At 37.2% G+C, this 14,683-nt stretch carries 14 protein-coding genes; 1 reads left to right on the forward strand and 13 read right to left on the reverse strand.

The window, feature by feature from the left end:
• Positions 1–152: 152 nt before the first annotated feature.
• From AC0IWE_RS02135 to AC0IWE_RS02190, 12 genes are all read right to left on the reverse strand, one after another.
• On the reverse strand, positions 153–2,096 hold the full coding sequence (locus tag AC0IWE_RS02135) for a bifunctional polysaccharide deacetylase/glycosyltransferase family 2 protein (protein ID WP_471791721.1): 1,944 nt from the start codon (positions 2,094–2,096) through the stop codon (positions 153–155).
• A complete protein-coding gene (locus AC0IWE_RS02140) occupies positions 1,978–3,558 on the reverse strand; it encodes a glycosyl hydrolase family 18 protein (RefSeq protein ID WP_471791722.1) in 1,581 nt (526 codons plus the stop codon). Before AC0IWE_RS02140 ends, AC0IWE_RS02135 begins: the two co-directional genes overlap by 119 nt.
• A gap of 284 nt (positions 3,559–3,842) precedes the next feature.
• A complete protein-coding gene (locus AC0IWE_RS02145; RefSeq protein WP_471791723.1) occupies positions 3,843–4,712 on the reverse strand; it encodes a pirin family protein in 870 nt (289 codons plus the stop codon).
• Positions 4,713–4,779: 67 nt separating this feature from the next.
• Entirely contained in the window at positions 4,780–5,310 is a 531-nt protein-coding gene (locus tag AC0IWE_RS02150; RefSeq protein WP_463492369.1) for a YceI family protein, read from the reverse strand.
• Between the two features lie 177 nt (positions 5,311–5,487).
• Positions 5,488–6,075 carry a Crp/Fnr family transcriptional regulator gene (locus tag AC0IWE_RS02155; protein ID WP_055908753.1) on the reverse strand — a complete coding sequence of 196 codons (588 nt, stop codon included), beginning with the start codon at positions 6,073–6,075 and terminating at the stop codon, positions 5,488–5,490.
• Positions 6,076–6,086: 11 nt separating this feature from the next.
• Positions 6,087–6,245 (reverse strand): FeoB-associated Cys-rich membrane protein, encoded by a 159-nt coding sequence (locus tag AC0IWE_RS02160; protein ID WP_082458743.1) that lies wholly within the window; start codon positions 6,243–6,245, stop codon positions 6,087–6,089.
• Positions 6,246–7,038: 793 nt separating this feature from the next.
• Positions 7,039–8,226 (reverse strand): hypothetical protein, encoded by a 1,188-nt coding sequence (locus AC0IWE_RS02165; RefSeq protein WP_471791724.1) that lies wholly within the window; start codon positions 8,224–8,226, stop codon positions 7,039–7,041.
• Positions 8,227–8,241: 15 nt separating this feature from the next.
• Entirely contained in the window at positions 8,242–8,922 is a 681-nt protein-coding gene (locus AC0IWE_RS02170) for a hypothetical protein (protein WP_471791725.1), read from the reverse strand.
• 16 nt (positions 8,923–8,938) lie between these two features.
• On the reverse strand, positions 8,939–9,766 hold the full coding sequence (locus AC0IWE_RS02175; protein ID WP_471791726.1) for a type 1 glutamine amidotransferase: 828 nt from the start codon (positions 9,764–9,766) through the stop codon (positions 8,939–8,941).
• Positions 9,767–9,773: 7 nt separating this feature from the next.
• Positions 9,774–10,874 (reverse strand): carboxylate-amine ligase, encoded by a 1,101-nt coding sequence (locus AC0IWE_RS02180; RefSeq protein WP_055908745.1) that lies wholly within the window; start codon positions 10,872–10,874, stop codon positions 9,774–9,776.
• A gap of 29 nt (positions 10,875–10,903) precedes the next feature.
• On the reverse strand, positions 10,904–11,959 hold the full coding sequence (locus AC0IWE_RS02185) for an ATP-grasp domain-containing protein (RefSeq protein ID WP_471791727.1): 1,056 nt from the start codon (positions 11,957–11,959) through the stop codon (positions 10,904–10,906).
• A gap of 101 nt (positions 11,960–12,060) precedes the next feature.
• On the reverse strand, positions 12,061–12,768 hold the full coding sequence (locus tag AC0IWE_RS02190) for an esterase family protein (RefSeq protein WP_055908738.1): 708 nt from the start codon (positions 12,766–12,768) through the stop codon (positions 12,061–12,063).
• Positions 12,769–12,949: 181 nt separating this feature from the next.
• On the opposite strand from AC0IWE_RS02190, the gene AC0IWE_RS02195 reads away from it, so the two are divergent.
• The gene (locus tag AC0IWE_RS02195; RefSeq protein ID WP_471791728.1) at positions 12,950–13,762 is read left to right on the forward strand and encodes an alpha/beta hydrolase; all 813 of its coding nucleotides are present in this window, start codon (positions 12,950–12,952) and stop codon (positions 13,760–13,762) included.
• Positions 13,763–13,769: 7 nt separating this feature from the next.
• On the opposite strand, the gene AC0IWE_RS02200 is transcribed toward AC0IWE_RS02195, so the two are convergent.
• Positions 13,770–14,678, reverse strand: coding sequence for a hypothetical protein (locus tag AC0IWE_RS02200; protein ID WP_471791729.1), 909 nt, complete (start codon positions 14,676–14,678; stop codon positions 13,770–13,772).
• Between the last annotated feature and the right edge of the window lie 5 nt (positions 14,679–14,683).

A 14,683-nucleotide genomic window follows, 5' to 3' on the forward strand; every position in this document is an offset into this window, starting at 1 on the left:
ATCTTATTTCCCTTTAAGTTACCAAGCTATCCATTTGTTTCGGGAATAAAGTTATGGGGTGTAAATATTATTTCCACCCCAATTTTTATAAACTTAAATCCGCCGTTGACAATCAATATCTGTTTTATGCAACACAAATTCATTAACAGCCATTAAACTAGCTGCTCTTTAACGTTACCTGTTCTTTTTATTGTTCCCCAAGTTTCCAATTCACCTTTTATGGCTTTTCTGAAAGAGCGGAACAGCACAACATACATCAATTGCCTCCAGAAAAAACGTTGCGGAAAGATGTAGAGTAAATTCGTGTATTTTTCTTTTTCCATCCGGAAGGCTATAGCGGCAAAAATCATATCTACAACAATAAAAATGATGTAATAAAAAAGTACCTGGCCAAAACCATTATGTAAGCTTAATATACCTGAGAAGCCTGTTAAGGTTAAATTATTGATCGCACTTAATGAAAACAAGCCGCTAATGAGCGAAATAAGCATGAATAGATCGGCTAGCGGTGAAAATAACGGTAAAATGATCTGATAAATTAAGATATTAGGCATTCCTACCATTCCAAAGTAGCCATATTTCTTATTAAGTAAAGTTTTCCTGTTTTTCCAAAAACTTTGCATCACCCCAAAACTCCAACGGAAACGCTGTTTCAACAGCATATTTACAGTTTCTGGTGCTTCGGTGTACGCAATTGCACTATCACAATTTTTAACTTTGTAACCTGCCCTTAAAATGCGCATGGTTAAATCGCAATCTTCTGCAAGGGTATCAATGGTAAAACCACCCACTTCAAGAATTACATTTTTTCTGAATGCACCAATCGCACCGGGTACAACCGTAATGGTATTTAGCAGATCAAAAGCACGCCTATCCATATTTTGAGCTGTAATGTATTCTATTGATTGCCATTTGGTAATGATATTATTGGCATTGCCAACTTTAACCGTTCCTGCTACAGCAGCTATTTTATCGCTATAGAAATAGCGCATCAATTCGGTAACTGCATCATCTTTTAGCTGGGTATCGGCATCAATACAAACTACAAAATCGGAAGTTGCTTTTGATATACCATAGTTTAGTGCCGATGCTTTGCCGCCATTTTCTTTTCTGAAAACCTTTACCTGCGGGTGATTTCCAAAATGTTCGTTAATGATATCAAAGGTTTTATCTTTTGAGCCATCATCTACAAATATCAGCTCGAAATCGGGATAAGTGGTTTTTAGCAAGCTGTTTATGGTTTGCACAGCGGTAACTTCTTCATTATAAGCGGGGATGATGATGCTTACTTTTTCTGTTGGATTTGTGATTAATTTGCCAATATTGCTTTTAGCTCTTTTTCGCTGTCTGATGGCTAAATAAGCAATAAAGATTGTCCTTAAAATAGCCAAAACAATAGCGACAGAAAATATGATATTTAAACTCATGTTTCCATAATAGAAGAAATTAATAAAAAAATAATCTCCGGAGCCAGAAAAACCACTATTTGCTGTAGATTTAACTGCAGGCATCAATTCGGACCTTTTTTTACCCATTAAATCGCCTACTGTTGTAAAAGTGTAACCTTTTGCTTTGAAAAATTTAATTATCCTGGGCAAAGCAGCAACGGTAGCCTCACGGTTTCCGCCAGCATCATGCAGTAAAAGAATATTGCCGTTATCTTGCTGTTTTACCACCTCATTAAAAATCTGATCAGCAGTTTTGCCAGGTTCCCAGTCTTCAGGATCAATATATTCTCCAATGTTGATGTAATTCTCTTTACGGCTTTGGGCAACGGGTAAAATTTCTGAAATGTTTTGTGGCTCAGCATCAGCATTAAAAGGTGCGCGAAATAAAATGGTACTATGGCCGGTAACCGCTTCAATTAACCTGCGGGTGGCATTTAGCTCGAACTTTACTCGCCTCGGACCAATTGCAGACATATCGGGGTGGAAAAAGGTGTGATTTCCAATTTCGTAGCCATCATTGTATTCTTGTCTAAGCAATTCCATGTTTTTTTCGGCCATAATCCCTACCACGAAAAAACAGCCAGGTACTTTTTCCTGTTTTAAAATACTGAGTACCTGGTGGGGTGTATACCGGATCTGGACCATCATCAAATGTGAGCGCAATTTTTTTGTCAGCCTCTCCAAATCTTTTAATTACATATTGCTCAGGGAGCCTGGTATATTTTTGATCAGCGATAGAGAAGTTGTCTTTATTTAAAGTGAATTTTACACTTCCTGGTGTTGGTGTAGAAATCAGGTCTAATATTTCACCATCACCGATGTACGATATACCACCCATGTTTAGTGAGGCAATTTTTCGCAAATCGAACGGCTTTTTCTTTAGGGTATCAAGACTTAGGTCGTTAGAAATAAAAGACCATAAACGTTTATCTTCCGAACCCAGGCGCCATAGTGCCACACCAGCAATATCCCAATCATCAGCCTTACGGATCAGGTTAAAGTAAGTTGCTGCATCGGTAAAATAAACTTCATGTTTAATGCCACTACCATCATTGTAGCTATAATTTAAATTGGCTGAGGCAGGGTTATAGTTTATTTTACTTTTGAAATTAACAGCTGTGGTCATTGCTTCTTCGTAGGTTACCGATTTGCCAACGCTATTATTTGGCCAATCGTAACCATAACAGGCCAGGGCCAAAATCACCTTATCGGCATCTACTTTACTGCAAATGTCATCCAGTTTTTCTTCTACCCATTCCTGATGAGAGATATCGCCGGCATTACTCTGTTCAGTATGTTGGTCATAAGCCATCAAAACAATGTAATCGTTATACTTTTGAAGTATTTCGGGTTTATAATCATCGTTTTCCGGTGAAATATCCTGAGAAACAATCAGTTTTTCTGCATGAAACTGGCTGTAAAGATTTTTCATAAAAGCATTAAAGCTATCACTATTTTGAAGGTTAAGTTCTTCAAAATCTATATTTATGCCATTGTATCCATATTTTTTAGTGATGGCGATGAGGTCGTAAATCAACTTTTGTTGCGCAGGCTGATCGCTTAATAATCTCCTTACTGCAGCGCCATCCCAATGGTCTTTATTGTAATTAGATACCACGGCAATGGCTGATTTTTTTGCTGTATGGATTACTTTTAAAGCCGCAGTATCAGACTTATCCACAATAGAATCTCCATTCAAAAAGAATGATTCTGTAGCCACCATATCCAGATGACCGATATTTCTTTTAAGATCGGGAAGCGATTTGCCAACGGTTGAAGCCCAACTTACATAAAAAGCCATGTTTATGCGTTTGCTGTTGCCCCGATGGGTTAAAATGCGGTGCTCACGATCTTTCTTTATTTTTTGAAGTTTCGATTTCTCGATGGTAAAATCTTTGTACTGCTGTGATTTCTTTAATTTATCGAGCTGTTTTTGCGTTAACGGTGAATTGGTGTTAATGAAAGGCAAATTTGGTTCCTGTACAGATGAAAGGGTGTACACCACGCAGATTATTGCGCCTATAAAAACTAAAAAGAATGTGCGGCTTACCCATGTAAAAGTGTGCCAGCGTCTTTTAGTTTCAGTTTGAAATATTTGTTTTCCGGACATTTTTCTGTTCTGATTTATAATCAAATGTCACTAACGAATATGAAGATTGGATGAATGATTTTAATGGGATATGGTTGAGATTATAGATCGTTAGTTCTTACCTAAGGTACTGTTTTTATCTGTTTATTTAACAGTTTATAAAGTGCTGAACAAAAAGAATGCAGCAATTATAAACATAAAAAAGCCGACAGATTTTAAAAAAAAATGCCGGCATTTTTCCCTTTTTAAAAATTGGGATTATATATTAAGCTGCTGAAAACTATTTCAGCCGTAAAATCATCAGTTTACTCTTCTAAATAACCAAATCTTCCTTGGTTATAGTCTTCAATGGCCTGGTGAATCTCCGCTTCGGTATTCATTAAAAAAGGGCCATATTGCACAATCGATTCGTCAATAGGTTGTCCACTTAAAATCAATACCACACTGTTTTCTAAAGCTTCGAGCTGTATTTCTTCACCTTTATTTGAGAAATGGATAAAATCGTTAACAGATGCTGTTTCTTGCTCATTAATAATCACTGAGCCCTCAATTACCATAAATCCGGTATTAAAATCTGCAGGAAAGTTAAAAGAAGCTTTTCCTCCTTTATTTAACCTTGCATTGTACAATTCAATCGGAGTAAACGTTTTGGCATTGCCTTTTATACCCTGATAATTGCCTGCAATAATTTCGATTTTACCTCCATTTTCAAGTAAATCGAAGTGCGCCATATCTGCCTGCTTAATTGCCTGGTATCTTGGTTTACCCATTTTATCCTTTGCAGGAAGATTAATCCAAAGCTGAACCATTTGAAAAGGGCCACCATTCAGGCTGTATTGTTCTTCGTGATATTCTTTATGTAGTATACCACTTGCGGCAGTCATCCATTGTACATCGCCGGGATAAATTACGCCACTGTTTCCAGAGCTATCGTGATGTGCAACAGCGCCATGATAAGCAATAGTTACGGTTTCGAAGCCTCTGTGCGGGTGTACACCAACGCCTCTTGGTTCTTTCCTTGCAGAAAACTCGATTTTTGAGCCATAATCCATTAAAAAAAACGGACTCATATTGAGTTCATATCCGCTTGGAAAAAAATTGTGTACCCTAAAACCATCGCCAACCATATGTGGGGCAGGGGCTTTTAATACTTTTTCTATTTGTTTTGTTTCCATTACCTTTTATAGTTAAATAAGGCATGGGGCTAAGCGTATAGTGTCGCTATACGCTTAGCTCTACGCGCTATGCTTGTTTTACAAACTGTAATTCGCCTAAAATGCGAACTTCTTCACTCACCATTACACCACCTGTTTCTAACGCAGCATTCCAGGTTAAACCAAATTCAGAACGGTTAATTTTTCCGCTTAAAGTAAATCCTGCTTTGGTATTTCCCCAAGGATCGGTAGCTATACCACCAAACTCTGCCGTTAATTTTACTGGTTTGGTTTCGCCTTTGATGGTTAAATCACCGCTAACGATATAATCATCACCATCTTTTTTTACTGAATTGGATTTGAATTCGATGTGTGCAAAGTTTTCAGCATCAAAGAAATCGCCGCTTTTTAAGTGGTTATCGCGGTCAGTGTTTCCAGTATCAATTGAACCAATGTCACCTTTGAAAGAAATTTCTGCATTTTCGAATTCATCACCTTCAGATGATAACTCTGCAGAGAAAGATTTTAAATTACCAGTTACTGTGGTAATCATTAAGTGTTTTACTTTAAATTGTAATTCGCTGTGGGTTGGATCTAATGTCCATTTTGTAGTTGCCATATCTTTTTGTTTTTGAGATGTTTAATATTTACAACACAAAAGTACAGCGCAGGTTTTGAATAGAGATTGATGTATGGTAAGAAAGGAATGATAGATTGAAAGCAGGATTAAATGCTGGATAGAAAGATAATATTGTCAGGTCAACTTTTAATATGCCATTCACTCATTTAAAGTTGGCTATGGCCTGAAATGTTTATTTGCCAGTTCTTTTCTAACCCGGCTAAGCGATTCGGGGGTAATACCGAGGTATGATGCAATCATCCATTGTGGTACACGAAGGGTAAGATTGGGGTATAGTTTTATAAAATCGAGGTAACGTTCTTCAGCAGTCGCACTCAAAAGCATATTAATTCTTTTTTGCATAAAGCGGATAGAATTATTTAACAGCCTGATTTGCATGGGTTGTAAACAAGGTACCTGCCTTGCTGCCTCTTCCATAAAATTATTGGGCATTAATACAGCTTCTGTGGTTTCAATGGCATCGATAAAAAATATTGATGGCTCATTGTTCATGTTGTTGCGGTCGGATACCAGCCAGTTTTCTGGTGCAAACTGCAAAATATGTTCTTTTCCTTTCGCATCAATCGAATAAGCACGCAGCAAACCTTTACCTACAAAATATCCGTGCTTAAAATTATCGCCGGTATACTGAAGTATTTCGTTTTTTTCGAATTTTTTAACCTTTAAAACAGATGATATGCTTTCGAACTGTTCATCAGTAATCTCAATTTTTTCCTGTAAATATTTTTGGAACTGATGAATCATAAATTGTGATGTTATTTTTTTACGGGCTTAATATCGGAAAAATCTACACCACATTTGCAATTTCCACCACAACCATCTTTTTTTACCTGTAAAGATTTAAAAACCAAACGGCCAACATATACCAATGCTACTGCAAAAAGTAGAAAGACTAAAATCGTTTGAATATCCATAATACAAATATAAAGGCTTTTAGTATTTTGGTGTTCAGTTGAATGTAAATATATTCGAGTGCTATGTGTAATTAACTGCAAAATGCACAAAGCATTGCGCAGAGAAACATTAAGTTCTACCACAGAGATAACCGAGTTTTACACAGAGGGCACCGAGAGGGTTTTTAGTGCGGTTTTTGCTACGGATGCACAGAAAGCACGGAAAAATTATTTCTCTGTGTTTCTCTGTACCGTTTTCTTCGTGACTCGGTGGTTAATCTTCAACTTCTTAGATTATACGAAATCATTAAATTTTACCACAGAGATAACCGAGTTTTACACAGAGGGCACCGAGAGGGTTTTAGTGCGGTTTTTGCCACGGAGTCACAGAAAACACGGAGGGATTGTATCACTGTGTACTATCCTTTTTTTAGTACCCTCATTTTGATTAATACTGACTAATTTTAAACCCGTGAAACTACCGCCATCGTCATGCTGAATTTATTTCAGCATCTTTATTGCTAAATAAACCCTGAAATAAATTCAGGGTGACGGCTATGAACCAAAAATGTCTGTGGTAGACTTTTAAAGAAATATTAATAATCGAAATGAGGTTAGTGTATTTTTACCACAGCAAAAGCGAATCTTTACACCGAAGATACTTAGCATAGTTTCCGTGGCATCCGTGTTTCCGTGGCTGAATGATTATTGAGTTAATAATTGTTATGTTCTCTGTGCCTCTTCTCTGTGCGATCGGTTGTTAAATAAATAATATTTGGGTCTTCCTTTAGCGGTCTTTACGATTAAAGTAAAGTTATTCCTCCATAAAACCTATCGTACCACCAACCCAATCGAAATCGGCATTGTAGCGCACGCCAATCATTTTGCCTTTGCTTAACCTTGCCAAGTTAATACAAAGCTGGGGTTCGCCACCATCGGGCCATAAATACATCATCCTGATTTCAGCTTTTACGCCACCATCAGGTGCCTGTACTGCCGGCTCGTAATTTACTTTTTTCTGCAAAATCCAATTTTCAGGATCTTTAATATTGATAATGTCTGTTTCAGTTACATCAATAATTACCCCCATACCGGCAAAGGAGAACAATGGCTTTAAAACATAGTTTTCTAAATCTTTTGGGATTGTATTTAATTCATTTAAAAAACGTGTTTCGGGTACAAATTCGCTTTTTAAAAATGGCATGGTATATTTGCTGATCCGGTAGAACCAATTAGGGTGTGTTACCCATTCTATATCCAGTTCTTCGCGGGGATCAAAACTTTTATTAAATATTTCGGTATTGTTTGCAACTTCATCAAAAATTAAGCGGTTATAAATTCTTTTTAATTGAATCTGTTGGCCATTTTCTTGATAAAACAGTTGCTTTCCTATTTTTCTGATATCTTCCAGTGCTAAAATCTTAATGCCTAACAATTTTTGGGTAACAAAAAAATCGATAGCTGTTTTTTGATTTGGAGCATCTAAGTCCATTAGGGCAACTTCGTTTGGTTGATGATTGCCGATGATAACTTCTCTTAGCAGATTAATATATCGCTCTTCATTAAAACCATTTAATAAATGGTTCAAGGAGCCGTCGATCTCAAAATTAGCGCGAAAGGTTTTGGCTAAATGGTGCTGAAAGCCATATAGCGATGGAAAACCCTGCATTTCAATGAGCATAGGTGTAAGTTCTCCCTCATCATTTTTGCAAATGCCAAAATCAAACGTCAGAAAGTGTGGTTGTTCATTTTCATTAGGCACGTTCCAATTTGATGGAATAGCCTGTTGAGTAAGCGTTTTAAAATCGGTCTGTTTAATCAAATTTATGATTTCTTCTCCTGCTGCAATTAACTTTTCTTTTAGCACTTTGGGAAAAAATACAGGCGTTTCTGCAACCCTGAACGGAATTTCGGCATAACCATGTTGCAATTCTGTTAAAAAAGTTTGGTATTTCTCTTCTGTAAATTGCTGATTGTATTTTTGGCGTTGAGCAGGTATCATAAGGTGGGTATTAGGTCAATACTTACAAAGTAATGCATCAGGGTATAAATCTGTTGGTTCTAAGTCATGATCTGCAATAAAAGCACATTGTATAATCTTTGTAATTTCTGCTTTATTTATAGTATCATGATTCCTTCGTGCCTGTATATAGTAATCTCTAGTTACCTTTGCAGTAAGGTTCCCAATTGAAATTAAGTCCATTTCTTGCTGAAGTTTGGTTGCAACCCAATTAAAAATCAAACATGTAATAATCCCCGTCAAGGCGAGTTTCCAGCTAAAGAAAAAAGCTAATAATGAGGTTATAAAACTGCAGATAATTAGAAGTAGCAGCCAAGTTTTCATAGTTAAAAACTTAACTGGTATACCTAGTTCTTTTTGAAATTCTTTTATTTTCTTTCTGCGTTTAATCCTAGGGAAAACTTCATCAAGGCGCGTACCAGGACTAATATTTTTTCTGTCAATTTTTTGTGAAACAGCGATGGCATTTCGGATTTTATAAAAAGCTTGTTGAGTGGTGCAACTCTCCTCATTTTTATAAAAAAGGTTTTTTTCAAATACTTGACAGATATCTCCAAACGTTTTTATTTTTTCGAAGGCATTTGGATGAAATGTGATCTGGAAGGATTTTGCCAGGCATCCAAGTGTATATTCAATATCTTGTAATTCAACATCTTTAAGATTATAATCTACCTCCATTTCCATACGCTTAGACTTATACCACTTGCAAATTACCAATTGCTTTTTGCAAGAAATTAGGTAAAATAACACTTTGAGTAAGCACAATTCTTGCCGGATCGTCTAAACTGTTTAACATATCCAGGTATTTTTGTTCGCCATGCATATCAACAATTGCTTTCTTCTTTTCCTCTTGAAGTAAATACATTTTCATGCCTACCGGATCGGCTTCGGGATGAAACTGTGTGCCGATAATTTCGTCAGTAAAGCGGATCGACATCATACAGCGTTCTAAATCAACATGTTTCCGTTCTTTTTCAATGGCTAATAATTTTGCTCCCTTTTTCTCAAAAGCGTCAAAATCTGGCTCAATCACTTGCCAATCTCTACTATCAACAGAGAAGAAAGGATTAGTTATGCCATTAAAAATTTCGTCTTTTTCCCCATCCTCAGTTAAAGTAATCGGGAAAATTCCAAAAGCGTTAGAACGCCTTTCAGTTACATTGCCTAATCCATATTTTCTACAGGCCAGTTGAAAGGAATGACAGATCAGGAAAGCGTATTTTTTTCTTTCTTCATGATGCTGATTATATGCTTCAATCTGATCTAAAAGATCAAAAAAATCATTTTCCCATTTTTCACCTTTGCTTTCAATCGGACTGCCAGGGCCACCGCTAGAAATGTAAGCATCATACCCGATGTTGGGTATTTCGCCTTTCTGCCTTAAATCGAAAATATCGAAACTTAGGTTGATATTATTTTCATTTTTGAAACGGGATAAAATTTCCTGAATCCCCCGCATACCCTGATTAGGTGCACCGTTATTCAAGTCGATAACGGCTACCTTTAAGCCACTTTTATCCATTATAAAATTACTTTGCGCCTATAAGTGTTTGAGTAGTAATGTAATCTACCACCGCCTCAAAGTTACCAGTTTGTTGGTAAACCGCCAACTGTCTGTCGGCCCCTGTACCATGCTCTAAAATTTTGTGCACATAATTAATGTCTTCCCTGCAACCTAAATCATCTACTACATCATCCACAAAATCCAATAATTCCAGCACAAGGTTGCGGCAGTTGACTTCCATTTCCTTACCAAAATCGATTAGGTTTCCATCAATCCCGTAACGGGCAGCACGCCATTTATTTTCGTTTATCAGTGCTCTGGAGTAACTGATAAATTCCATATTCTGTAAGCGCAGTTTATATAATTTGGCGCAAAGTGCCTGAAATAAGGCTGTAAAAGCCATTGTTTCATCAATCAACATCGGGCAATCGCAAATGCGGAATTCAACAGTATCAAAAAATGGATGTACGCGGATATCCCACCAGATTTTTTTTGCATTATCCATGCAATTGGTTTTGATGAGCAGTTTTACATAGTTGTCGTAGTCTTCTATGCTGTTGAAAATATCTGGAATACCTGTACGTGGAAATTTATCAAAAATTTTAGTTCTGAACGATTTGTAACCTGTGTTCCGCGATTCCCAAAATGGAGAATTGGTTGATAAGGCAAAAACGTGGGGTAAAAAATACCTTACCTGGTTGGCGATATGAATGGCCAACTCGCGCGATTGAAAGCCTACATGTACATGCAAACCAAAAATTAGGTTAGAACGGGCAGCTTCCTGCAACTCGTTCACAATTTCATTGTAGCGCGGATGTTCTGTAATCAATTGCTTCTCCCAATGCGAAAATGGGTGAGTACCTGATGCACCAATTCTTAAACCCTGCTCGCCGGCAAGCTGCGATACGGTATAACGCAGCTGCGAAATTTCTTTACGTGCCTCGGTTGTATTTTTGCAGATTCCGGTACCCACTTCCACAACGGCCTGGTGCATTTCTGCTTTAACCTGGTCTTTATGTATTTTTTGTGCGGCCTCTACAATTTTTTGGTCGTGAGAAGTAAGCTCTCTGGTAACGGGATCAATCACCATATACTCTTCTTCTATGCCCAGCGTAAACTCGTTCATCCTAATTTTGATTAAAATATAAATCCCAATTATTTTTTTGCTGCAGCTTTTTTAGGTTTTGCTGGTGTTTTTTCGGTTGCTGCGGCTTTTTTTGGAACCGCGGTTTTAGCTACTTTTGGTGCTGTTTTAGCTATTAATGGTGTGCCGCCAACTGAAGATTTAATGTATTCGCCCCAAGTTAAATTATCCTGACCGTCTTTTTGGGCTTTAGCCCTTTCTATGGCATAATTAGCAGTAGTTTCTACTACCCAGTCGAAATTTTCTTGTCCAACACTTTTAATATCAGCATCGGGAGCAGGGTTACAAAAATCAATTGCGATTGGCACACCGTCACGAACGGCAAATTCTACGGTATTAAAGTCGTAACCTAAATATCTGCATAGTTTTAAGGTATATTCCTCAACGGTTTTGAGCAGTTTCGGATCCGGCGATTTGCCTTCGGTGGCATAACGCAAATGGTGTGGATTACGAGGATCGTACTGCATAATACGAACGTGTTTACCGCCAATGCAATAACACCTGAAATATTCTTCGAAAATAATTTCTTCCTGCAAAAGCATCACGAGTTGTTGCGTGCCGCTATGTTTGTCGAAAAAGTCTTCCTTATCATGCAATTTATAAACATCTCTCCAGCCACCGCCATCATAAGGTTTCATATAAGCCGGAAAACCTGTGTATTCAAAAATGGCATCCCAATCTAAGGGCATGGTTAAATTAGAAAAACTTTCACCAGTTGTTCCTGTAGGATGTTCTCTTGATGGAATTAAAGCTGTTTTGGGTACGGGTACGCCAATTTGCTCTGCAAGTGCATTATTAAAAAATTTCTCATCTGCACTCCACCAAAATGGATTATTGATCACTGCGGTACCAGTAATTGCCGCATTTTTTAACGATGCACGGTAAAAAGGCACATCTTGTGAAATGCGGTCGATAATTACCGAATAACCCAATGGTGCGTTCTGAAATATTTTGTCGATTTTAACAGCTTCGGCGGTAATGCCTTTTTCTGCTTTTTGGTTAATCCTTTCGATTACGGCTTCAGGAAAAGAACGCTCCTGTCCGAATAAAATCCCTATTTTCTTCATTGGTAAGTATTAAGTTTAATTCTTTAACTGGTTAATCGGTTAATTGTTTGATTATTATAGTTCATCAACTCAAAACTTCAAATTCACGGCTCAATACTCTCCTATAGCTGTGCGATATAATTTGGAAACATCTCTCTCCAGATTGGCCAGTCGTGATCGGCATTTTGGCGGATATCCAGCCAGTGGTCTATTCCTTTTTTATGAAGGATTTCTGATAAACGTTCGTTATCGGGTTTACACATGTCGCGATCAGTTGTGCCCAAAACAATTTTCATGTAGTGCAGCTCCGGATTGCTGTTGTTTAAAAGGTAATCAACCGGATTGTTAAAATAAACGTCATCGTTGTAAAAACCATCTAACTGACCGGATATATCAAAGGCACCGCTCATGCTAAACATGTGGCTCACCAGCCATGGGTGGCGAAACGCAAAGTTTGCTGCATGGTAACCTCCAAAACTACAGCCAGCGGTAATAATTTTGCTATGCCCGGTTTCTTGCCGCGCCAATGGTGCAACTTCCTCCAGTAAATACTTGTCGTACCAGATGTGATTTTTTACCCGATCTGCGGGATGAATACTTTTGTTGTACCAGCTCAGTTTATCAACACCATCAGGGCAATAGATTTTAATCTTTCCTTCATTGATAAATCCCTCAACAGAATCTATCAGTTTGAAATCCTTATTTTCAAAATATCGACCCATGCTTGTCGGGAACAGTAGGATAGGGATACCACCGTGACCAAAGATGAGCATGTCGATTTCGCCACTTAAATTCGGGCTGTACCATTTCTTATGTTCTTCTTTAACCATAATAACAATTGAATGATTTAAGGTATAAATTAAAATTTGTAAAACGAACAGTTTGAGTGCTAAAATTGAAGCAAATAAAACTGTATTGTAAAAATTAACCTATGATAATTGATAGTTTAGCAAGATTTGTACCTTTGCCCCGAATTCTGAGGCGATAGCCATGTGATAGGGGATTTTGAATATGATGTACACAACAATTTTATCGGTAAAGGTTAATAAAAGCGATTTTAAAATTCCATCTGCTTATTTAAAGCACGAGGTAGAAATAGATATTTACACCCCTGAAGGTATTTTAGGGAATGAGAAAATAGAGCTCCTTTTATTGAATGATGGGCAGGATGTGGCCAAAATGGATTTCAGGCGAATTTTAGAAGATGCCCACCATGGTAAAAGAAACCACAGATTAATTGTTGTAGCCATTAAGGCATCCGAAGATCGTGTAATGGAATATGGTGTGGCAGGTATGCCTGATTTTAAAGGCCGTGGTGCCAAAGCCGGTTTATATAGCGATTTTGTAATTAAAGAACTTTTACCTTTTGTTAAAAAGAAAATTGCCATGCCAATTATCGGTAAAACGGGTTTTGCAGGATTTTCTTTAGGTGGTTTATCGGCTTTTGATATAGCGTTGAACAATCCTGCTGCTTTTGATGCCGTTGGTGTTTTTTCGGGTGCATTTTGGTGGAGGAAAAAAGACCTTGCGGAAGGTTATACCGATGCCGATCGGATTATGCATGCCAAGCTAGAAAGTTCATCTACCAAACCTGATATGAAATTCTGGTTAATGACAGGTACTGAGGATGAAAAGGCAGACAGAAATAAAAATATGATTATCGATTCGATCGATGATACTATCGATATTGTTAAAATACTTTTAAATAAAGGTTATAAAAGACCTGAAAATGTTTTTTATTATGAAAAAGTGGGAGGTAAACACGATGTTCCTACCTGGGAAAGCGTAATGCCTGCTTTTTTAGATTGGGCCTTTGAGGTTTAAGAATAATTTAGATTTTCCCCAAAAGAACATTCATTTTTAAACTCAGCTTTTTTGCGCCGATTTCATTCAGGTGATCACCATCGTAAAAATCTTGTGCCTGGAACGTGCTATCTTGCAATAGGTTATAGTATTTGATGGTTTGATGTGCGCTGTTTAATTTTTTGATGGTAGAAAGTGTGGCATTTAATTGCTGTTTACTCAAATGTGTTACATAAGATTTATACGCCGGACTTGTAAATAATAAAATTTTGATGTGTTTTTGCTCACCAAATGCAATTATTTTATCCAATAAATGTAGGTTGGTAGCATATTGAAGGTTATTTTTTGCTGTATGCCTTGCTGCTGCTGCTGTACCGCTTTTAATTAGATTTTTATGTTTTACTGCCTTATAGCTCCATCCCCAGCCTAAATTACTGCAACTGATATCATTTTCACCTTTGAGGTAATAACTGTAAAGATGAGTTAGATTAACACCGAGTTTGTTGCTTAGCATTTCTGTACCGTTGAAAATCTTATGATCGGTGTTGATATCGTAATAAATGCGGTAATTTTTTGCCCGCCAGGCTTCCGGGCTGTTCTCTAAACGGCCGTAAAATGAAAAATAATCCACCGGAATAACAATATATTTCAAGTTTTTCCACTTATGCTCATATTTCCTTAATATTTCGAGATCGTAATCGAATGACTGTGAAATATAACTTGCGTTAAAACTCGATTTGATATATTTAGGATCAATGCCATAATAAACATGAGAACTGCCAAGAAATAAGGTATTTACTTCCTCCGCATGGTGATCGAGGTAATTTTTTTTGTATTCATAATCGTTTGGAATTCTTCTGATCAGTAGTTCAAAAATAAAACCCATTAAAATGATCGGAAGGAGGAAAACGCTTATATATTTAATGAATTTTTTCATCACCA

This window comes from Pedobacter sp. AC402 (assembly GCF_979252805.1).

Bases quoted from the DNA above. Each gene is read 5' to 3' on its own strand.
- AC0IWE_RS02135 (WP_471791721.1), bottom strand. From the start codon at position 2,096: ATGATGGTCCAGATCCGGTATACACCCCACCAGGTACTCAGTATTTTA.
- AC0IWE_RS02140 (WP_471791722.1), bottom strand. From the start codon at position 3,558: ATGTCCGGAAAACAAATATTTCAAACTGAAACTAAAAGACGCTGGCAC.
- AC0IWE_RS02145 (WP_471791723.1), bottom strand. From the start codon at position 4,712: ATGGAAACAAAACAAATAGAAAAAGTATTAAAAGCCCCTGCCCCACAT.
- AC0IWE_RS02150 (WP_463492369.1), bottom strand. From the start codon at position 5,310: ATGGCAACTACAAAATGGACATTAGATCCAACCCACAGCGAATTACAA.
- AC0IWE_RS02155 (WP_055908753.1), bottom strand. From the start codon at position 6,075: ATGATTCATCAGTTCCAAAAATATTTACAGGAAAAAATTGAGATTACT.
- AC0IWE_RS02160 (WP_082458743.1), bottom strand. From the start codon at position 6,245: ATGGATATTCAAACGATTTTAGTCTTTCTACTTTTTGCAGTAGCATTG.
- AC0IWE_RS02165 (WP_471791724.1), bottom strand. From the start codon at position 8,226: ATGATACCTGCTCAACGCCAAAAATACAATCAGCAATTTACAGAAGAG.
- AC0IWE_RS02170 (WP_471791725.1), bottom strand. From the start codon at position 8,922: ATGGAGGTAGATTATAATCTTAAAGATGTTGAATTACAAGATATTGAA.
- AC0IWE_RS02175 (WP_471791726.1), bottom strand. From the start codon at position 9,766: ATGGATAAAAGTGGCTTAAAGGTAGCCGTTATCGACTTGAATAACGGT.
- AC0IWE_RS02180 (WP_055908745.1), bottom strand. From the start codon at position 10,874: ATGAACGAGTTTACGCTGGGCATAGAAGAAGAGTATATGGTGATTGAT.
- AC0IWE_RS02185 (WP_471791727.1), bottom strand. From the start codon at position 11,959: ATGAAGAAAATAGGGATTTTATTCGGACAGGAGCGTTCTTTTCCTGAA.
- AC0IWE_RS02190 (WP_055908738.1), bottom strand. From the start codon at position 12,768: ATGGTTAAAGAAGAACATAAGAAATGGTACAGCCCGAATTTAAGTGGC.
- AC0IWE_RS02195 (WP_471791728.1), top strand. From the start codon at position 12,950: ATGATGTACACAACAATTTTATCGGTAAAGGTTAATAAAAGCGATTTT.
- AC0IWE_RS02200 (WP_471791729.1), bottom strand. From the start codon at position 14,678: ATGAAAAAATTCATTAAATATATAAGCGTTTTCCTCCTTCCGATCATT.